General features: G+C 66.6%; 13 protein-coding genes and 2 pseudogenes. 5 read left to right on the forward strand and 10 right to left on the reverse strand.

All coding sequences use genetic code 11. The annotated features are described in order from the left end of the window. Window positions 1–110: 110 nt before the first annotated feature. The 3 genes from IIE29_RS11495 to IIE29_RS11505 form a co-directional block, all read right to left on the reverse strand. The gene (locus IIE29_RS11495) at window positions 111–1694 is read right to left on the reverse strand and encodes an AbgT family transporter (RefSeq protein WP_209325386.1); all 1584 of its coding nucleotides are present in this window, start codon (window positions 1692–1694) and stop codon (window positions 111–113) included. A gap of 312 nt (window positions 1695–2006) precedes the next feature. Then, a complete protein-coding gene (locus IIE29_RS11500) occupies window positions 2007–3092 on the reverse strand; it encodes an inositol-3-phosphate synthase (RefSeq protein WP_209325387.1) in 1086 nt (361 codons plus the stop codon). Window positions 3093–3247: 155 nt separating this feature from the next. Next, window positions 3248–3712, reverse strand: a complete 465-nt coding sequence (locus IIE29_RS11505; protein WP_209325388.1) for a hypothetical protein — start codon at window positions 3710–3712, stop codon at window positions 3248–3250. A 111-nt stretch (window positions 3713–3823) separates the two neighbouring features. On the opposite strand from IIE29_RS11505, the pseudogene IIE29_RS11510 reads away from it, so the two are divergent. Continuing rightward, a pseudogene (locus IIE29_RS11510) lies at window positions 3824–3925 on the forward strand. A gap of 90 nt (window positions 3926–4015) precedes the next feature. Here IIE29_RS11510 and IIE29_RS17235 read toward each other — a convergent pair. Further along, window positions 4016–4840: pseudogene (locus IIE29_RS17235) on the reverse strand (GTP-binding protein); the annotation flags it as partial. A gap of 210 nt (window positions 4841–5050) precedes the next feature. Between IIE29_RS17235 and IIE29_RS11520 the strand changes: the two are divergent. Then, window positions 5051–5425, forward strand: coding sequence for a hypothetical protein (locus IIE29_RS11520; protein WP_209325389.1), 375 nt, complete (start codon window positions 5051–5053; stop codon window positions 5423–5425). A gap of 284 nt (window positions 5426–5709) precedes the next feature. On the opposite strand, the gene hrpA is transcribed toward IIE29_RS11520, so the two are convergent. After that, the gene (hrpA, locus tag IIE29_RS11525) at window positions 5710–9942 is read right to left on the reverse strand and encodes an ATP-dependent RNA helicase HrpA (protein WP_209325390.1); all 4233 of its coding nucleotides are present in this window, start codon (window positions 9940–9942) and stop codon (window positions 5710–5712) included. Window positions 9943–10076: 134 nt separating this feature from the next. Beyond that, window positions 10077–11408 (reverse strand): Nramp family divalent metal transporter, encoded by a 1332-nt coding sequence (locus IIE29_RS11530; protein WP_209325391.1) that lies wholly within the window; start codon window positions 11406–11408, stop codon window positions 10077–10079. 193 nt (window positions 11409–11601) lie between these two features. On the opposite strand from IIE29_RS11530, the gene IIE29_RS11535 reads away from it, so the two are divergent. The 3 genes from IIE29_RS11535 to IIE29_RS11545 all read left to right on the forward strand — a co-directional run bounded on the left by IIE29_RS11535 (window position 11602) and on the right by IIE29_RS11545 (window position 14315). Continuing rightward, window positions 11602–11994: a YidH family protein gene (locus IIE29_RS11535; protein ID WP_209325392.1), complete on the forward strand. Its 393-nt coding sequence runs from the start codon at window positions 11602–11604 to the stop codon at window positions 11992–11994. Next, window positions 11991–12332 (forward strand): DUF202 domain-containing protein, encoded by a 342-nt coding sequence (locus tag IIE29_RS11540; RefSeq protein WP_209325393.1) that lies wholly within the window; start codon window positions 11991–11993, stop codon window positions 12330–12332. The genes IIE29_RS11535 and IIE29_RS11540 overlap by 4 nt, the downstream gene beginning before the upstream one ends. A 90-nt stretch (window positions 12333–12422) precedes the next feature. Beyond that, complete coding sequence (locus IIE29_RS11545; RefSeq protein ID WP_209325394.1) at window positions 12423–14315, forward strand: alkyl/aryl-sulfatase; 1893 nt, start codon at window positions 12423–12425, stop codon at window positions 14313–14315. 127 nt (window positions 14316–14442) lie between these two features. Here the strand turns inward: IIE29_RS11545 and IIE29_RS11550 are convergent, their stop codons facing one another. Genes IIE29_RS11550 through IIE29_RS11565 form a run of 4 tightly spaced genes read right to left on the reverse strand, consistent with a single transcriptional unit; the run spans window position 14443 to window position 19840 of the window. Further along, window positions 14443–16023 carry an ABC transporter substrate-binding protein gene (locus tag IIE29_RS11550; RefSeq protein ID WP_209325395.1) on the reverse strand — a complete coding sequence of 527 codons (1581 nt, stop codon included), beginning with the start codon at window positions 16021–16023 and terminating at the stop codon, window positions 14443–14445. Between the two features lie 30 nt (window positions 16024–16053). Further along, complete coding sequence (locus IIE29_RS11555) at window positions 16054–17343, reverse strand: serine hydrolase domain-containing protein (RefSeq protein WP_209325396.1); 1290 nt, start codon at window positions 17341–17343, stop codon at window positions 16054–16056. Beyond that, window positions 17340–18155: an ABC transporter ATP-binding protein gene (locus IIE29_RS11560; protein ID WP_246475903.1), complete on the reverse strand. Its 816-nt coding sequence runs from the start codon at window positions 18153–18155 to the stop codon at window positions 17340–17342. The genes IIE29_RS11555 and IIE29_RS11560 overlap by 4 nt, the downstream gene beginning before the upstream one ends. Further along, on the reverse strand, window positions 18152–19840 hold the full coding sequence (locus IIE29_RS11565) for a dipeptide/oligopeptide/nickel ABC transporter permease/ATP-binding protein (protein WP_209325397.1): 1689 nt from the start codon (window positions 19838–19840) through the stop codon (window positions 18152–18154). The genes IIE29_RS11560 and IIE29_RS11565 overlap by 4 nt, the downstream gene beginning before the upstream one ends. Window position 19841: the final 1 nt, after the last annotated feature.

The following is a 19841-nucleotide window of genomic DNA, read 5'->3' on the forward strand; positions in this document are numbered from 1 at the left end:
AACTGGACGGATACTGAGGGGTGCCCGTCGACCCGACGAGCGTTGTGCGATCGTGATGCACTGCTGTGCTCAACGCACCTGTGTGAAGGGAAATTCCCTCATGCACGCACTCACCCCATCTGGTAGTGCGTGGCCGCGCCCGGGCCCCAGGGGATGCCGGTGGCCCACCAGATGAAGAACAGCAGTCCCCAGAGGACGAACATCGCGAACGACAGCGGAATCGTGAATGAGAGCACGGTGCCGATCCCCGCCTCCTTCTTGTATCTCTGGACGAAGCCGAGGACGACGACGAAGTACGGGCTCATCGGCGAGATGATATTCGTCGTCGAATCGCCGATCCGGTACAGCGCCTGGGTGGTCTCGGGTGCGATCGACAGCAGCATGAACATCGGCACGAGCACCGGAGCCATGAGCGTCCACAGTCCCGATCCCGAGGTGAGGAACAGGGCGCCGAGGGCCACGAGCAGCCAACCGCCCAGGAGGATGACGAACGGTCCGGTATTGAGCGAACCGAAGAATTCGGCGCCGCGGATGGCGAGGATCTCGCCGAGGCTGGACATCTTGAACAGTGCGAGGAACTGGCTGGCTGCGAAGAACAGCACGATGACCGGGACGAAGGGCAGCAGGCCCTTGGCCATCATGTCGGGGATGTCGGCGGTCTTCCTGATCGTGCCGGTGGCATAGCCGTAGACGATGCCGACGATGAAGAATCCGAATCCGATGATCGCCGCGATCCCCGCCATCAGACCCGATTCGGGACCGAACCCTCCGGCCTCGTCGCGGAGGAACGAATCCGCCGGAAGGGCGAGGAAGAACAGGATGGCTGCGCAGGCGACGATGCTGATGATCGCGAACACCATGCCGCGCTTCTCGTTGGCGTCGAGTGCCATCTTGACATCGAAGTCGTCCGGATCGTTCTCATCGGGCTCGTCGAGTTCGATCTGATCGGCCCGCTTCGACAGCACCAGCTCGGTGACGAGGGTGACCGCGACGGCGACGACGAACATCGACACGAAGTTGAAGTAGAAGTTCGCGACCGGGCTGACCGTGTACTCGGAGTCGATGATCTGAGCCGCCGAGGTGGACAGCCCGCCGAGGATCGTATCCAAGGAGTTGACCATCGGGGCCGCAGAATAGCCGCCCGAGGTGGCCGCATAGGCGACGAGGCAGCCGAGCAGAGGGTTGCGGCCGACGGCTTTGAAGGCGAGTCCGCCGAGGGGGATCATGATCATGTACGAGGCGTCGGAGGCGATCGAGGCGGCAGTTCCCGCCAGCGCGACGATGAAGGTGATCCTCTTCGGCGAGGCCCCGGCGATGGTTCCGCGCAGCATCGCCGGGATGAGTCCCGACTGCTCGGCCACGGCGACGCCGATGAGCACGATGAGGACGAGCCCCAGGGGCGGGAAGGTGACGAAGTTCGTCGTGGCTCCGGCCACGATCTCCCGCAGGGACTCCGTGGAGAAGAGGTTGGTCACCGTCACCGTCTCATCGGTGGCCGGGTTGACCGCGCTGAGTCCGACGGCGGAGAACACGGCCGAGAGGATCATGACGATCACGGCCAATGAGAGGAACAGCCAGAACGGATGCGGCAGCTTGTTGCCGGCCTTCTCGATGAAGACCAGAAGCCGCATCAGCCAGCTGAGGTCGGCAGAACCTCGCGGCTTCTCGTCGGTGACGGTGTTGGTGCTCGACATGGGGTCTCCTCGGTCGTGGGGGCACCGATCGGTGCGGGGGATGCGTATGTGAGCGCAAGCACTTCGAAGACACCAGTGTAGGGACAACTCCGGTTGAGTCTCGGAGGTCTCATATGTCGGATGCGCCGAGGCGGCCGGCCGTCCCGGTGTGCCGAATCCCGGGACATCCTGTCGCAGTCCCCCACATCGTCGGCAGCCCGCCGAATCGGGGGTGAATGCGGAAAGCGCGCCGATCACATGGTGTGTGATCGACGCGCCGTTCAGCCTCTCGGAGGCGAAGCCGCCTCGGCCGGGTCTGCTGACTCGCTGAGCTCAGCGATCGATGTCGCCGCGGATGAACGCTTCGACCGCCTCGTGGGCGGCGTCATCGTCCTTCTGCTCCGGCGGTGACTTCATGAAGTAGGAGGAGGCGGAGATGAGAGCTCCGCCGATGCCGCGGTCGAGGCCGATCTTCGCCGCACGGACGGCATCGATGATGACACCGGCCGAATTCGGTGAGTCCCAGACCTCGAGCTTGTATTCCAAGGACACGGGAGCGTCACCGAAATTGCGGCCCTCGAGACGGACGAAGGCCCACTTGCGGTCGTCGAGCCACTCGACGTAGTCGCTGGGTCCGATGTGGACGTCGCGATCGGACAGCTGTGCACTCGTGTTCGAGGTCACCGCCTGGGTCTTCGAGATCTTCTTCGACTCGAGGCGCTGGCGCTCGAGCATGTTCTTGAAGTCCATGTTTCCGCCGACATTGAGCTGGTAGGTGCGGTCGAGGACGACTCCGCGGTCCTCGAACAGCTTCGCCATGACGCGATGGGTGATGGTCGCACCGATCTGGCTCTTGATGTCGTCGCCGACGATCGGGACACCGGCGGCGCGGAACTTCTCGTCCCATTCCTTGGTGCCGGCGATGAAGACGGGCAGGGCGTTGACGAAGGCGACCTTCGCGTCGATGGCCGCCTGAGCGTAGAACTCCACGGCTTCCTGCGAACCGACGGGCAGGTAGCACACAAGGACGTCCGCCTCGGCGTCCTTGAGTGCTTTGGCGACGTCGACGGGGTCACGATCGGATTCGACGATCGTGTCGCGATAGTACTGTCCGAGACCGTCGAGGGTGGGTCCGCGCAGGACCTCGATGCCGGTCGGCTCCACATCGCTGAGTTTGATGGTGTTGTTCTCACTGGCCGTGATCGCCTCGGCGAGGTCGACGCCGACCTTCTTGCCGTCGACATCGAAGGCGGCAACGAAATCGATGTCACCGACATGATAGTCCCCGAACTCCACGTGCATGAGACCGGGAACCTTCGTCCCGGGGGACGCGTTCCGATAGTACTCAACACCTTGGATCAGGGACGAGGCGCAGTTGCCCAGGCCGGCAATCGCGACTCGAATCGATTTCGTTGCCACAGTTCTCCTTTGTCGTTTCGGGTCTCACCGTGCGGCAGGATTGACCCTGCAGGCGGTCTCCCCAAGCAGGACCTCATGTTCTCGGCCCCGCCTATCCATAATAATGACCCCGTCAAAACTCCGTGAACCGGCCTCCGACGGCGATGGTTCTCGTCTCAGCTGACGACCAGCGGCTCGAGGACCAGATCGGGGTGGTTCTTCTGCACGCCCTGCAGCCGCCACCGGTCGGAGAACAGCGCAAGCAGCTCGCCGTCCGAACGGTGCAGCACCTCGACGGACCGCTCCCGAGCCAGCGTCGGCACGCACTCGGGGGTGGTGCGCCGGGCCAAGGAGAAGTTGAGGCGCTCGAGGGAGCAGGGGGCGTTGAATTCGTTCGTCATCCGATCCTCCGCGACCTCGAACTGCATGGGACCGACCGCGCCGAGCACAGGTGCCTGGTCGCCGCGCAGATCGGAACGCAGCACCTGGATCACCCCCTCGTGGTCGAGCTGTTCGATGCCGCGGCGGAACTGCTTGTACTTCGAGGAGTCCTTGGCGCGGATGACCATGAAGTGTTCCGGGGAGAACGTCGGTATGCCCGGGAACTCGACCTTCTTGTCGAGGTAGAGCGAGTCGCCCACCCGCAGGGCGGAGGCGTTGACGAGTCCGACGACGTCACCGGGGAAGGCCTCGTCGACGACGTCGCGGTCGCGGCCGAAGACCTGCTGCGCGTACTTCGTGGCGAAGGGCTTGCCGGTGGCCGAATGGGTGAGCACGGTGCCGCGTTCGAACACACCGGAGCAGACGCGGATGTAGGCGAGCCGGTCGCGATGGTTCGAGTCCATTCCGGCCTGCACCTTGAAGACGAATCCCGAGAAAGGGTCGTCGACGGGACGGGGCTGATCGTCCTTGTCCACACGCGCCTCGGCGGCGGGGGCGAAGTCGACGAGCATATCGAGGAGCTTGTGGATGCCGAAGTTGAGGACGGCGGAGGCGAACATCACCGGGGTCGTCTTCCCGGCGAGGAAGGTCTCCTGATCGTGGTTCTGGTCCTCCATCTCCAGCAGATCCGATTCGTCGACGGCTGTCGTCCAGGCCTCGCCCTCGAGGTCGTGGGCCGCCTCGGCGGAGAAGGTCTCCTCACCCGCGATGGTCGCGCCGCCGTCGGTGCGGGTGTACTTCGTGTATTCGCCGGTGGCCCGGTCGAGGACACCGCGGAAGTCGCCGGACTGGCCGACAGGCCAGGTGATCGGGGTCGGCAGCAGCCCGGTGCGCTGCTGCACCTCGTCCATGAGTTCGAGCGCGTCGAGACCGGGCCGGTCCCACTTGTTGACCACCGTGATGATGGGGATGCCGCGGTGGGCACAGACTTCGAAGAGCTTCATCGTCTGGGTCTCGAGGCCTTTGGCGGCGTCGATGAGCATGACTGCGCAGTCGACGGCCGAGAGCACACGGTAGGTGTCCTCGGAGAAGTCCGCGTGGCCGGGGGTGTCGACGAGGTTGAACACCGCATCCCGGTATTCGAACTGCAGCGCCGCCGAGGAGATCGAGATGCCGCGGTCCTGCTCCATCTGCATCCAGTCGGAGACGGTGGCGCGGCGCCCGGCCTTGCCGTGGGTGGCTCCGGCCTGACCGATAGCGCGCGCGTGCAGGGCGAGCGCCTCGGTTGTCGTCGACTTGCCCGCGTCGGGGTGGGAGATGACAGCGAACGTGCGGCGGCGGGCCGCCTCGTGTCGGATGTCCTTATCGGAATACTGGCCGGAAGTCACCGCAATATCCTATCGTTCTTCTCTCTGCCTCGGCGTGTCCGTTCAGTCACAGTCGCCGGTCGTCGCAGCATTCGCCTCACTCGCCGGGTCCACCGGGCAGCGCAGTGCTCGCCGGGCGGCGCAGTGTTCGCCAGGCAGGGCAGTGTTTGCCGGATCCGTCGGGCAGCGCATCCAGCGTCCTGTCGGATTCTCCTCATATGCTGGTGGGCGATGTCTGAGGAATTCGTAGAATATGCCGGCCGTTCGGAGCCGAGGGAACGATGGCTCAAGGCCCTGCCGCTCATCATCGCGGCGGTGCTGGGGCTCCCGCTGCTGGCCGCCGCGATCTACTTCTCCGTGCAGATGGCCCAGATGACGAAATATCTCTTCGATCTCGGCACCTCGGGCTGGGACGCCGTCGTCATGGTGCTGCTCAGCCTCTCCGGCGGCTTCTGCCTGATCCTCTACCTCGCGTTCCTCTTCATCGGCACCCGTCGGCGCACGTGGAAGTGGCGCATCCAGTGGGCTGTGGCGACGGTGCTCGTGGCCGGAGTGCTGCCGCTGTGGTGGCTGTTCGGAGGCTTCTTCTCCGGCGCCTCCGCGTGACTCCCGCCCTGCCTCCGGACCTGACTCCTGCCTCGCCTCCAGCACGCATCACGCAGCACTGCACACAGCCCCTACAGGTCGCGGCGTCTCCTACACTTCGTAGCATCGCCTACACTCCGCCGCACCTCCTACAGTCCGCAACGCATCAGTCACCGGCAGTGCCGAGACGCCCTGGTGCAACGGGTCGTCATACCAGCAACGGTGAAGGATGCCGGCGGCGAGCTCGACGAGGGGTACCCTGCACGCACCACCGCTGCCGATGACCACCTCGCGCTCGCCCCGCCTCAGAGCTGGGCGAGCGCCTTCGCGATCCTCTTCTCCGAGACCGGGTGCGCGGTGCCCAGCGAGTTCGCGAACAGCGACACTCGCAGCTCTTCGAGCATGAGCACGACCTCGATCCAGTCCTCGGGCAGCGACACGATCAGCTGCGACCATTCGGCCTTCGCCAGCGGTGGGAAACGGTTGCCGATCTTCTTGGCCACATCATCGCCGCTGCCGGATACCCGGTCCATGAGCTGCTTGTCGCGGATCGGCGACTCCTGCATCCCTGCGATGCGCACCACTTCGGCCTGCACCCAGCGGGGCAGCTCGCGCAGCATCTGCGGTGTCATCGCAGCCACCGCAGTCTCGCTCGTACGAGAGCTGCGCCAGGCCTGCACGTCGGCGAGGTTCGACAGGATGGCCAGCGACGAGGCCTTCGAGACCGACTTGTCGAGTTCGGTCGCTGTCTTCAGTGCCTTCATCAGGTGCGGCAGCAGCGAGGAACAGCTCAGCGGCAGTTGGGCGTGCACGTGCGTGCGCAGCCGTTCGAACTCCTCCGCTGTGGCCACCCATCCGGATTCGGCGGGGCCCAGTCGGTCTGCGACGAGTCCGCGGATTCCGACCCGGATGAGGCCCGTGAGCAGGGCGTCGGCGGATCTCTGATGACCGGCGAGGACGAGTTTCTCCTCGGTCGTGAGCCCGTCCTGCAGGTATTTCAGGGCCTCATTCGCATCGCGGGCCAGAAGGGTGATGAGCGCCTCCCGCGTCGCCAGTCTGGCCTCGAGAGCAGTGTCGAAGGCCACGAGGTCGACCGATCGCGACCGGTCGGCCAGCCCCGGTACGACGCCTGCAGCGGCCTGCTCCGGTTCGGCGAGCTGCCCGAACGTCCAGCCGGTCAGACCCGTCGTCGGGGCGAACGAGGTCTGCTTCTGCCGTGCCTTGCGCACCTGGGGCTTGGCGCGAGTGGTGAGAGCGGCGAGGTCCTCACCGAGGCCGACGGTCTTCTTTCCGTCGACGACGCGGAAGGTCAGACGCAGATGCGAGGGGATCCGCGTCCGGTCGAAATCGGCGGCGGTGACCGTGATGGGGACCAGGTCGTTCAGCCCTCCCCCACCGGCACGTTCGCTCAGATGTGCCGCCAGCACCTCCGGCAGGCTGCCCTGATACGGGGTGAGCGAGGGAAGGATGTCGCGGGCGACATCGGGGGCAGGCACGAAATAGCGTCGCTTGCTCTTCGGCAGCGAACGGATATAGGCGGCCACGAGCTCCTCGCGCAGGCCGGGCACCTGCCAGCTGAATTCCTCGGCGTCGACGGCGGGCACCGCCTCGGCGGGGATCTCCACGGTCACCCCGTCGTCGGTGCTTCCGGGGTCGAAGGAGTAGCGCAGCTTCGCCTGTGTGCCATCGGCCAGTTCCCATTCCATCGGGAAATCCGCCGCCACCGAGGCGGTCAGCTCCTCGCTGTCGTCGCTCAGCAGCACCGATGTCGTGAGATCGAGCAGATGTGCGTCCCGGCGCTTCTGCTTCTTCCACCAGGAGCGGAAATCCGCCGCCGAGGTGATGCCTGCAGGGATGCGTTCGTCGAAGAAGTCGAACAGGGCGTCGTCCTGATCGAGCACACGTCGGTTCCGGGTGCGCGAGGCCAATTCCTCGGCCTCCTCGACGACTTCGAGATTGTGCGTGAGGAACCCGAAGCGCTCGTGCCAGTCGCCTTCGATGAGCCCCTTGCGGATGAACATGTCCCGCGCGGCCTCACGGTCGAAGGTGCCGTATCCGACCCGTCGGTCGCTCACGAGTGTGACTCCGTAGAGCGAGATCTTCTCGTAGACCATCGAAGCCCCGGCCTTCGTCGACCAGTGCGGGTCCGAATGCTGGCGGGTGACGAGATCGCCGGCGGCCTCGACGACCCAATCGGGGTCGATGGCGGCGACCGTTCGGGCCCACAGACGGGAGGTCTCGACGAGTTCTGCGGCCATGACGAAGTCCGGGTTGGTCTTGAACAGCCCGGAGCCGGGGAAGATGGCGAAGCGCGTGCCGCGCGCTCCCTGGTAGTCCTTATGGCGTTCGGACCGTGAGCCGATCATCGTCAGCAGCCCGGTGAGCAGAGCACGGTGGATGGCGGCGGCGTGGGGGTCGAGCTTCACTGCCGCCACCTGCTTGCCGGCGTCCGCGGCTGCACCCGAGCCTCCCTGCCTCTTCGCCCTGCGGTTGGCCGCGCTGAGTTCGGCGAAGCCGATCTTTCCCTTGCCCGGTGCGCTGTCGACCGGCGGCTTGCCACCGCCTGGGTGCCTTCGTTCGCCCGTGCCACTCGTGCCGACAGTGTCGCCCGAGGCGGGGTCCTGGTCCGCATCAGCTGCCGGCTGCCAGACGGCCTTGTCGATCCGGATGCCGGCGGAGCCGAGCAGGGACCGCAGCTGACCGACGAGGTCCTGCCATTCGCGGATGCGCACGAAATTGAGGAATTCGGCCTTGCACCGGCGCCGGAACTTCGAGGAGCCCATCTCGGCCTGCAGACTCTGCAGGTAGTTCCATAGGTTGAGGTAGGACAGGAAGTCGCTTCCGCGGTGGGTGAAGCGGGCATGTTTCTCGTCGGCTGCGGCACGGACCTCTGCCGGGCGCTCCCTGGGGTCTTGGATCGACAGTGCCGCGACGATGACCGTGATCTCTCCCCCGCACCCTGCCTCGGCGCCGGCGATGACCATCCTGGCCAGGCGCGGATCGATCGGAAGGACCGTGAGCTTCCGTCCGATCTCGGTGACGCGGATCTTCCCTGCTCCATCACTGACCAGAGCCCCGAGTTCGGTGAGCATCGTCCGACCGTCCCGTACGGCTCTGGGATCCGGCGGGGTGAGGAACGGGAAGTCGAGGATCTCCTGGTCGCTGGAGGCGAATCCGAGATCGGCCATCTGCAGGATGACGCTGGCGAGGTTCGTGCGGAGGATCTCCGGATCGGTGAATTCGGGTCGGGTCTCGAAGTCTTCTTGCGAGTACAGCCGGATGCAGATGCCTTCGCTGGTACGCCCCGACCGCCCCTTGCGCTGGTTCGCACTCGCCTGGGAGATCCGTTCGATCGGCAGCCGCTGCACCCGGGTGCGGTTGGAATAGCGGGAGATCCGAGCAGTGCCGACGTCGATGACGTATTTGATCCCGGGCACCGTCAGCGAGGTCTCAGCCACGTTCGTGGCCAGCACGATGCGCGGCCGGGTGTGCGGCTGGAAGACCTTCTGCTGTTCACCTGCCGAAAGCCTGGCGAACAGCGGCACGACCTCCCAATTGCCCATCCGCGGACGCCGGCGCAGGTGGTCTGAGAGTGCATCGGCGGTATCGCGGATCTCGCGCTCGCCGGAGAGGAAGACGAGGATGTCGCCGGGCTCCTCTGCGGCCAGTTCGTCGACAGCCGCGATGATCCCGTCGGTCTGCTCCTCCACCCCGGTCTCGTAGTTCCCGGAGTCTCCCGGTCCGTCGACGTCGTCGTCATCGGGCTCGTCACCGAGCGGCCGGTAGCGGACCTCGACCGGGAAGGTCCGCCCTTCGACCGAGATGATCGGAGCGTCGCCGAAGTGCGCAGAGAACGACTCGGGGTCGATCGTCGCCGAGGTGATGATGACCTTGAGGTCCGGACGGCGAACGAGCACCTCCTTGAGATAGCCGAGGAGGAAATCGATGTTGAGGCTGCGCTCGTGCGCCTCGTCGATGATGATGACTTCGTAGTCGCGCAGCAGTCTGTCGCGGGAGAGTTCGGACAGGAGGATGCCGTCGGTCATCACCTTCACCCGGGTGGGGTCGGCGACCTGCGCGGTGAAGCGCACCTGGTAGCCGATGGTGTTGCCGAGGTCCTCGCCGAGCTCCTCGGCGATGCGCTCGGCAACCGTCCGCGCCGCGATCCGCCGTGGCTGGGTGTGGCCGATGAGTCCGTCGACGCCGAGGCCGAGCTCGAGGCAGATCTTCGGCAGCTGCGTGGTCTTGCCCGAGCCCGTCTCGCCGGCGATGATGACGACCTGGTTGTCTCTGATCGCCTCGGCGATCTCGTCCTTCGCCCCGGTGACGGGCAGGTCTTCGGGGTAGGTGACGGTGACCGGGTGGGCGGCGCGTGCGGCTTTGAGCCGGGCGCGACGTTCCTGGTGGTGGGCGGCGGTGGTCTTCCGTCGCTGCTGCGAGCGTCCGGACTGCCGACGTCCCTTGCTGCGCCGCCGAGGCGCCCGTTGAGGAGTCGTGTCCGAAGGCTCAGGTGACGGGGTCGGATTCTCTTCTGCCATTGCGCCTCCCAGCTTAGCGGCAATGCCGGAGCTCGAGCCCGCCGAGGCGGGTGTGAACCCGAGGAGGTGCTGGTTCATCCCCAACCGTCGACGCCGAATGCTTCGCGCTCCGACCCCACCGCCGCGCTCGGGGCTCAGGCCCCGCCGCTCCAGAGCGGCGCGAGAGCCGAGTACAGCTGTTGGACACCGAGGATGATGAACAGCAGGGCCGTGATCGCCAGGGCGATGTTCGTGTGCACCCTGTTCGCCCATTCCTTCGGGATCTTCTTGCCGTTGAGCAGCCCGAGGAGAGTGATGGCCAGGAACGGCATGAAGAGCGAACCGAGGACTCCGTAGGCGAGGATCAGGCCGATCGGCTTGCCCAGGATGAACAGCAGCATCGGCGGGAACGTCAGCCACAGCACATAGAACTTGAAGTACTTCCCTCCTGTGAGAGTGTCCGGGTGGCCACCCGGTTTATTGCGCATATGGCCCCAGAAGTCGGCGAACATGAGCGAGACGCCGTTCCAGACCCCGATGATCGAGGAGAACGAAGCGGCCCAGAAGCCGATGAGGAAGCCGATGCCGACGACCTCGCCGTAGCGGGCCTTGAGGACGTCGGCGAGGTCGAGCAGTCCCTTGTCGTCGGCGGAGATCGAGACCCCTGCGGCACGGACGACCTCGGCGCCGACGATGAGCATGGCGATGACGAAGATCCCCGTCATCACGTAGGCCATCGAGTTGTCGATGCGCATCACGCGCATCCACTTCGGGGTGTGCCAGCCCTTCTCGCGCAGCCAGTACCCATAGGCGGCCAAGGTGATGGTGCCGCCGACGCCCCCGGCCAACGCGAGTGTGTAGATCACTCCGCCTTCGGGGATGAGCGGAACGAGCCCCTTGAGCATGTCGGGGATGTTCGGCGCGGCGATGATCGCCAGGCCGACGACGGTGATGAACATGATGCCGACGAGGACGGCGGTGATCTTCTCGAACACCGCGTAGCGTCCGAACCAGACCATCGCGAAGCCGGCCAGCCCCATGACCACCGACCACACGGTGAGGTTGAGGCCGGGGAAGAGAGCGGCCAGAGGCAGCGCCGCCGAACTCATGGCCGTAGCCCCGTAGACGAAGCCCCAGATGATGATGTAGGGCCCGAAATACCAGGTCGTCCAACGTCCGAGCGACCGCCAGCCCTCGAAGATCGTCTTTCCCGTCGCGAGGCTGAACCGCCCGGCGCCTTCGACGAGGACGATTTTGAGGATGACGCCGACGATGACCGCCCAGAGCAGCCCGTAGCCGAACTGGCTGCCGGCCACCAGGGTCGCGACCATATCGGCGGCGCCGACGCCTGTCGCCGCGACGACCAGCCCGGGGCCGATGACCTTCCATCTGGCCGGGCCGGATGCCTCTTCGACTCCGGATACGGCTCCGGAGCCGGCTGCGTCGTCGGGTCCCGCTCCATCCGGTCCGGATGCGTTCTCGCTCATACTGCTTCACCTTCGCGTTCGGCCGCATGCTCGTCTGCGCTCGCGGCTCTCCTGTGCCGCGCGCACGGAGGCGACGCCGGAGTTCGCGGAACAGCATCGCTGCGACGGGATTCGTCTTCAGTGAGCAATCGTATTCGACTCATCGGCCCGGCCTCCACACCCACAGCCCAGCGTCTGCCGCTATCCTCGAGGTGTGAGTGACCATGATTCCGCCGAGAACACCCGCAGCCGGATCGCCCGCCGGATCTTCCCCGACGGGGAGGACCCGGATCCGCGATTCACCCTGGCCAACGAGCGCACATTCCTGTCGTGGATCCGCACAGCTCTGGCGTTCATCGGCGGCGGAATCGCGGTCGAGGCCTTCACCTCGGAGATCTTCTCGACCGAGCTGCGGGCCACTCTGTCGATCGTGCTCATGGTCATCGGCTTCATCCTCGCCTCCGGCGCCGCGTTCCGGTGGCACCGCATCGAATCGGCGATGCGCCACAAGAGGTCTCTGCCGCTGCCGCTGATCGTGCCGATCGTCAGCCTCGCCTCCGCCCTGGGTGCAGGTCTGCTGGTGCTCGTGTTCGCAGGGCTCCTGTGACACCTCCCCGGCAACCGCCTCACTCCGACCCCGGTCTGCAGCCCGAGCGCACGACCCAATCCTGGCTGCGCACGAGTCTCACTCTCACCGTCGTCAGCCTCATCTTCATCCGGTGGATCGACGCCTTCGGGGCCCTCTCGGTCATCGTCTTCGTCGTCTGCGTGGGTCTGGCGATTGCGGCGGTGGCTCTGCAGTCGCGGCGCTACCGTCTCGGCATCCAATCGATCCGCAATGAACGCGGGCGCCCCACCCCGTGGGCGATCGCGTTCCTCACCACTTCGGTCTGCCTCATCTCCGCGCTCGGCATCGCAAGCGTGCTGAAGATCTCTGTGAGCTGAACCGGTCGGCACCTCCTCCCAGAATCAGACACTATGTAAACTTCCATACTCCTTGTAGGCTGAGAGAAAACCCGGTACGAAGGAGTTCCCTTGGCGTTTCCCGAACCCGATCCCACGGCGCTGGAGCAGATCCGACAGGACAGCGCACGGGGCTTCCTCGGCACCCGCGCACAGGCTCTCATCACGGCCGATGACGGCAGTCTCGTCTACGATCTCAGCGCCTACGACTTCCTCGCCGGTCCGGCTCCTGCCGCCGCCGATCCTGTGCTGTGGGAGCATTCGGCCCGGGTCGCACGGCACGGGCTCTTCCTCGTCACCGAAGGCGTCTACCAGGTGCGCGGGTTCGATCTCGCCAATCTCACCCTCATCGAGGGCGAGGAGGGTGTCATCGCCGTCGATGCGCTCACGAGCACGGAAACCGCCGAGGCGGCCCTTGAGCTCTACTTCGCCCACCGCGGCAGGAGACCGATCACCGGGATCATCCTCACCCATCCGCACGTCGATCACTTCGGCGGGGTCGAAGCCCTCCTCTCCCATGCTGCGCCAGAGGCGCCGGTCCTGGCTCCGGAGGGCTTCCACCACCACGCTCTGCGGGAGAACCTCCTCGCCGGTCCGGCGATGCGCCGACGCTCGGTCTTCATGTACGGCACCGAACTCGAGCCGGGCCCGGCCGGCCACATCGGCTGCGGTCTCGGTCAGCGGGTGGCAACGGGGACCACGACGCTGACTGCTCCCACCGATGCGATCACTGCCACCGGTGAGACCCGGACCATCGACGGCCTGGAGTTCGTCTTCCAGCTCACTCCCGGCACCGAGGCTCCGGCGGAGATGAACTTCCTCCTCCCCCACCTCGGCGCACTGTGTCTTGCGGAGAACGCGGTCCACACCCTGCACAACATCATCACACTGCGCGGCGCACAGGTCCGCGACGCCAAACGCTGGTCCGATTATCTCGATGAGACGCTGCGGCTCTTCGGGCCGCGGACCTCCGTCGCCTTCGCGACGCATCACTGGCCCACGTGGGGACGCGAGAGAGTCGCAGACTTCCTCACCGTTCAGCGCGATGTCTACGGCTTCCTGCACGATCAGACAGTGCGGCTGATGAATGACGGCTTCACCGCCGATGAGATCGCCGAACGCCTGGAACTGCCCGACGCCCTGGCCTCCTCCCCCGTCGTCCGCGGGTTCTACGGCTCGGTCAGCCACAACGTCAAGGGCATCTGCCAGTTCTACCTCGGCTGGTTCGACGGCAATCCCTCACATCTGTGGCCGCTGCCGAAGTCGGAGAGCGCAGGGCGCTGGATCTCCCTGCTCGGCGGGGTCGACTCCGCGGTATCGCGGATGACGGTCACACTGACCGATGCGAGCACCGAGGACCTGCGGTTCGCCGCCGAGGTGCTCGATGCCTGCGTCTTCGCCGACCCCGGCCACAGCAGGGCCCGCGAGCTCCTCGCCGAAGTGCTGCAGCGCCTGGGCCACGGGTGTGAGAATGCCGTGTGGCGCAATGAGTACCTCACTGCCGCCGCCGAGCTCCTCGCCGCACCCGAGGATGCGGGCGGGCGACCGCAGCGAGGCCGGTCGCGCAACCGGATCGCAGCGGATCTCGGCATCGCCGATGTGCTCGACGCGATGTCCGTGCGCCTCGACGGCCACGCAGCGGCCTCGACGCGGATGTGCATCGATCTCGTCGAACTCGACGCCGAGGACTCGGCCCGGGCCGTCCACCGCGTCGAAGTCAGCAACGGGGTCCTCCGCCACCACCGTGAACCTCTCGCGACAGGGACGACACGGGATCCTTCGAGCGCGTCGTCCTCCAGCGCTGAGGCGGACCTGAGGGTCGAGGTCCCGCTAGGCGGCGCCTCGCGCCTGGCCGCGCACGGCCTCGCGGGCTTCGCCACCTCCGGCGATACGCAGGTGTGGGATCGTCTGCGTGCGCTGCTCACCACCGCGCGGCGCGGGTTCCCCATCGTCGAACCCCGATGAGGGTCCCCGGCCCCTGCTGAAATCGGGTTCGAGGAGACGTCAGCGCCCGAACAGCATCTGAGCGGCCGGCGGGGGCTGTCCCCGCCGGCCGCTCCGGCATCATCCGCTCAGGCGCGGTGCCTGGGCATCATTGCGTGATGCGCATCGTCTTCGTCGCCGGCAGACCGTCATAGATCCGCTGCTCGAATCCCGGAGCGGTCGTCAGCTGGGCCGGGATGCCGCTCAGCGGCACGGCGTAGGCCTGGTCGAAAACCCTCTCCTGCAGCTTCGCATAGATGTCGCAGCGCTTGCCCTCATCGCCTTCCGCCATGGCCTGGGCGAGCAGCTTCTGCACATCCTTGTGCTCGTCTCCGGTCGAGTTCCGTCCTCCGTCCTCGGTCACCGTTCCGGTGAACCGGGAGATCCCGTCGTAGACGGTGCCCGAGGTGTTGATGAAGTTGAGGATCGCCATATCCCAGGACTCGGGCTTGGAGGCGAGTTCTGTGGCCAGTCCTGCCGGGTCGACCGATCGCAGCGTGTTCTTCGCTCCGGCTTCGCTGATGACCTGGTCGACGTACTTGTTGCCGGCGCCCTTGGCGACGGCCGGAGTCCCCAGCTGCACCGTCTCCGCTCCGTCGAGGCCCTCGGCCGCGGCCGCAGGATCATTGGCGATCAGGCCGGATTCGTCTGTGTTGGCACAGGGAACAGTCTCGGACACGAAGCTCGTCGACGGCTCGCCCAGACCGTTCGTCGCCGCTTTCGCATACGCCGAGCGATCGATCGCCTGGGCCACTGCCCGTCGCTTGTCCGCCTCGGCGAAGACGCGTCCGTCGCGTTCGTTGAAGACGAGGAACATCGTGCCCACCGAGAAGCGCTCCGCACCGAAGTCCTCTTCGTCCTTGAAGCGGACCATCGGTTCGCCGGTGATGGTGGCGACGTCGAGGTCGCCCGTGATCATGCTGTTCGCGACGCTGTTGTAGTCGGTCGACACCGTGTAGCGCACGGTCTTCGCCGGATCGCCCTTGAGCGGTTCGGCGAATTCGGGGAAAGTGTATCCGGAGTCGCGCAGCGTGAACTCCACGCTGGCGCCCGGTTTGAAGTCTTCCAAGGTGTAGGGCCCGGAGAACGCCGCTTCCACCTCTCCGGTGGCGGTCTTCTCGGGGTCTTCGAGTCCTGCCGGGCAGACGATTCCGGCTTCGGGCTGCGACAGTCCACGCAGCATGTCCGCCCAGGGCTTGTCGAGTTCGATGCTCACAGTCCCGGCGTCGTCATCTGCGCTGATCTTCGGGGTGCTGGGCCCGAACACCTGGCTCTTCTGCTTCGAGGTCTTCGCGAACTCCTCGAGCGAGTCCTTGACGATGTTCGGGGTGATCGCCGTTCCGTCGGCGCAGGTCGCTCCCTCCCGCAGGGTGAACGTTCCCTTCTTCGGCGTGACGTCCCAATCCGTCGCAAGGTCCCCGCTGACGCCGTCTTCCGCATCGGAGTCGAGTGCCACGAGCGAAGCGTAGAGCAGACTGCTGGCCTGCGTGCCCGGCGTGCCCGAGGCGGTGTAGGGGTAGAAGCTGTTGGGGTCGGCGATCATCGTCGACCGGATGGTGTCGGTGGTTCCCTCGCCGGCGCTTCCGGTGGCTCCGGTCGTGCAGGCGCTGAGTCCCAGTGTCAGCGCGGCGAGACCTGCGACGGCGTGAACGAGGCCGGTCGTCATCGACCGGCGTCTGGTGTTGGACATGCTGTCTCCTCGTGGTGGTGGGCGGGTGGATCAGTGGGGTGTCAGCGCGGCCTCGCGTGCCTCGAGTTCACGGCTGAGGCGAGCGAAGACCGGTTCGAAGCGGGGCGTGTCGAAGGCCTCGGCGACTGGGTGGGCGCCGAAATGGGCGATCACCGTCTGCCGGGAGGGGTTGATGTAGAGCCGCTGCCCGGAGCGACCGCGGGCGACGAGGGCCCCTTCGCCGTCCAGCGGCAGCCACCATCCGCGCCGATAGGCCAGCACAGGTCGGTCGATCCGTTCGTCGCCGGTGCCCACGACATCGGATGCGGGGCCTTCGGGCACCGTCCAGAAGTCGGCGATCAGGTCCGCCGGCAGCACTTGGTCCTCACCGACCGCGCCTCCGGCGGCCATGAGCTGCCCGAGACGGGTGAGGTCGCCCAGAGTGCAGGAAAAGCGACCGGAGACGAGTTCGCGGCCGGTGGGATCGAGTCCGAAATGAGCGTCGCCGTTCGCTCCGATGCGCGAGTAGACCAGTTCTTCGAGCAGAGCGGAAACGGTGGCTCCGGTCGTCCGGCGGACGACTTCGCCGAGTGCTTCCGTGTTGCCGTTCTCGTATCGGAAGGACTGCCCGCTGGGGCCGTCCTCTCGCGATGTCGCCAACCTCTCGAGCAGGGTTCGGGGCCCGGCGTAGTCCGCGGGTGCGGGCACCATGCCGACGGCGGCGAAGAAGGCCCGTGCCTCGGTCTCCTTGTGGAAGGGGCGCTGTCCGTAGCGGACGGCGGTGAGCATATGGAAGGCGTCGTCGACGTCGGCGAGGCCGAAGCCGGTGCCCTCGAGTTCGGGCACGTAGTCGCCGATGGCCCGGCGGGGGTCGATGTCCCCGCTGTGGATCAGCGGTGCAAGCACCAGAGCGAACACGGATTTCGAGATCGAAGCGGTGACGTGCCTGTCATCGGGACCGAAACCGTGGCGCCAGTCGCTGTGGACGAGTCGGCCGCGATGGAGGACGAGCAGGCCGGTCGTGTCCGCACTGTCGCAGAACCTGCGCAGGCTCACCTCGCTGCCGTCGACCCCCGGCACCATGACCTCGCCGAGGCGGTCGGTCCTGCCCGTCGAGGCCTCGCTGTCACTCACTGAGCAGCCAGCTGCCGCGCTCGCAGCCGATCCCCCGCTCTGCCGGCCTGCGTGCGCTCCGTCCCCACGGCGGGCACGGACCGTGCGCACCGGCATGCGCTCCTCGTCATTGACCATATGGGCGCGGATGGCGGCAGGATCGGAGAATCGTGCCTGCTCGGCTGCCTCTGCGGCCGTGTGTCGACCGGGCCTCGCCGTCGAAGTCATGAGAACGTGAACCCCTTTCCGCCCGGAACGGAGTCGAGCAGCGTCCGGGTGTACTCTGCCTGAGGTGCGGCGAACACGCGGTCGAGCTCGCCGGTCTCGACGATTCGTCCGGCTCTCATGACGACGATGTCGTCGCAGACCGCCTGGGCCACGGCGAGGTTGTGGGTGATGAAGACCATCGAGTGCTCCGCATCGCCCTCGCGCAGTCGGGCGAGGAGGCGGATGATCTCGGCCTGCACCGATACGTCGAGGGCCGAGGTGATCTCGTCGGCGACGAAGAGTTCTGGCCCGACGGCCAGCGCGCGGGCGATGGCGATGCGCTGCCGCTGTCCGCCGGAGAACTCGTGCGGGTAGCGTTCGGCGGCCGATGCCGGCAGCTGGACGCTTTCGAGGACCGCGGCGATCGCCTCGGCGTAGGTCCGGGGGCTGCCGCTCTTCGGCGCGAACGCCTCGGCCAGGGTCTGAGCGATGGTCCGACGGGGGTCCAGCGAGGAGTACGGATCCTGTGGGATGTATTGGATCCTCCGATAGAGCGCGTGCCGGGCTCGTCTGCTCGCCCGGGCCAGATCGGTGCCGGCGACGGTGAGGCTGCCCGAGGAGATCCTGTTCATTCCCACGAGCGCTTTGGCCAGAGTCGATTTTCCCGAGCCCGATTCTCCGACCAGTCCGACGACGCGTCCGCGCGGGATGTCGAGGTCGATGTCCTTGAGCACGTGGTGGTGGCCGAAGGAGAGGTTGAGTTCCCTGGCGCGCACGATCACATCAGCCTCGGCGGGCATCGGCGGCGTCTCCTCTTCCACGGTGACGGTCATGACCTGCTCCCTTCCGGCAGTCCTCGGCTCATATCGATCTGGGGCACGGCGTCGAGCAGTGCTGCGGTGTAGGGATCGGCGACGTCGCCGGCGGCCAGCTGGGCGGCGCTGAGCTCCTCGACGACGGCGCCGTCGCGCATGACGACCACGCGGTCGCAGAGCTCTCCGACGACGCCGAGGTCGTGGGAGATGAAGAGCACCGCTGTGCCGAGCCGCCGACGCAGCTCGTGGAAGATGCGCAGCACCTCGACCTGCACGGTGACGTCGAGAGCCGTCGTCGGCTCATCGGCGATGAGCAGCTGCGGGCGGTTGACCACGGCAGCGGCGATCATCGCCCGCTGGCGCATTCCTCCGGAGAGCTGGTGCGGGTACTGCTTCATCCGCAGTTCGGGCTGATCGATGCCGACGGTCGCGAGGGCTTCGATGAGGGCCTCCCGAGCTTCCCGGCGGGAATATCCCGAGTGCGTACGCAGGACCTCGGTCAGCTGTGGGCCCATGGTGCGTGAGGGGTTGAAGGTGGTGCCGGGGTCCTGGTAGATCAGTGCGATCTCCTGCGCCAGCTGCGCCGCCGCCGGCGTGCCCTTCATGTTCATATCGCCGACCCGCAGCTCTGCCGCCTCGAGATCGAGGTCATCGGCGAGGAGACCGGCCACGGACATCGCGGTGAGTGATTTTCCGGACCCGGACTCACCCACGAGGCCGACGATCTCGCCGGGGGCCACGTGCAGGTCGATCCCCTTGACGAGGGTGCGGCGGTCCTCGCCGCCACGGATGGCGAGCTGGCGCACCCGCACCAGTGCCTCATCGTCTGCCGCGGGCGAGGCTGCGGCGTTCGCCTCGGGGGTGCGCGGGGACCAGGTCCGGGCGGTGCGGGGATCGGCGTGAGCGGCCAGGCCGTCGCCGATGAGCATGGCCGCCACGGAGGCGAGCACGATCATCACGGCAGGTCCCAGCGCCTCGATCGGCTGGGTGTAGAGGGATTCGAGGCTGTCGTTGAGCAGCGAACCCAGATCGTATTGGGGCTGCTGGACACCGAGACCGACGAAGGACAGGGCGGAGATCTCGACGAGTGTGGCGGAGAAGATCGTCGTCGCCAGCACCAGCAGCGGTTCGGCCATCGCCGGGATCATATGCCGCACGGCCAGATGGTAGGAGCCGACGCCGAGAAAGCGTGAGGTGAGGAAGTATTCGCTGCGGGCCGTGCGACCGGCGAGGTTTGCCGTCACGCGGGCGAATCCTCGAATTCCCGCGATGCCCAGGGCGAAGACGGCCGTGGTCGCACCGGGCAGGAGGATCGCGGCGATGATGAGGGCGGTGATCAGCGTCGGATAGGCGACGGTGGTCTCGAGCAGACGCAGGCACCATTCGCGCACGGTGCGCGGCGCCAGCCAGATCGCCACTCCCACGACGAGACCGCCGACGACGGAGATCGCCGAGGCGCAGACGGTCATGACGAGGGTCAGGCGGGTGGCGACGAGGACCCGGGCGAGGTTGTCCTGGCCGAAGTCGTTCGTCCCCAGCAGGTGGCCCCTGCCCGGAGGCAGAGCTGTGTCATCGGTGATGGCTGTCGCCGCACCCGTGACGAAGATCGGGGCGAGGACGGCGATGAGCACCACCGCGGCCATGAGCACGACACCGAGCGTGAAGGCCGGACGCCAGACGGTCCGACGTGAGGCAGTGGACATA

Origin of the sequence: Brevibacterium renqingii, assembly GCF_017808095.1 — a bacterium.
Taxonomy (GTDB): domain Bacteria; phylum Actinomycetota; class Actinomycetes; order Actinomycetales; family Brevibacteriaceae; genus Brevibacterium; species Brevibacterium renqingii.

Bases quoted from the DNA above. Each gene is read 5' to 3' on its own strand.
- IIE29_RS11560 (WP_246475903.1), bottom strand. From the start codon at position 18,155: ATGACCGTCACCGTGGAAGAGGAGACGCCGCCGATGCCCGCCGAGGCT.
- IIE29_RS11565 (WP_209325397.1), bottom strand. From the start codon at position 19,840: ATGTCCACTGCCTCACGTCGGACCGTCTGGCGTCCGGCCTTCACGCTC.
- IIE29_RS11520 (WP_209325389.1), top strand. From the start codon at position 5,051: ATGTCTGAGGAATTCGTAGAATATGCCGGCCGTTCGGAGCCGAGGGAA.
- IIE29_RS11530 (WP_209325391.1), bottom strand. From the start codon at position 11,408: ATGAGCGAGAACGCATCCGGACCGGATGGAGCGGGACCCGACGACGCA.
- IIE29_RS11550 (WP_209325395.1), bottom strand. From the start codon at position 16,023: ATGTCCAACACCAGACGCCGGTCGATGACGACCGGCCTCGTTCACGCC.
- hrpA (WP_209325390.1), bottom strand. From the start codon at position 9,942: ATGGCAGAAGAGAATCCGACCCCGTCACCTGAGCCTTCGGACACGACT.
- IIE29_RS11555 (WP_209325396.1), bottom strand. From the start codon at position 17,343: ATGACTTCGACGGCGAGGCCCGGTCGACACACGGCCGCAGAGGCAGCC.
- IIE29_RS11495 (WP_209325386.1), bottom strand. From the start codon at position 1,694: ATGTCGAGCACCAACACCGTCACCGACGAGAAGCCGCGAGGTTCTGCC.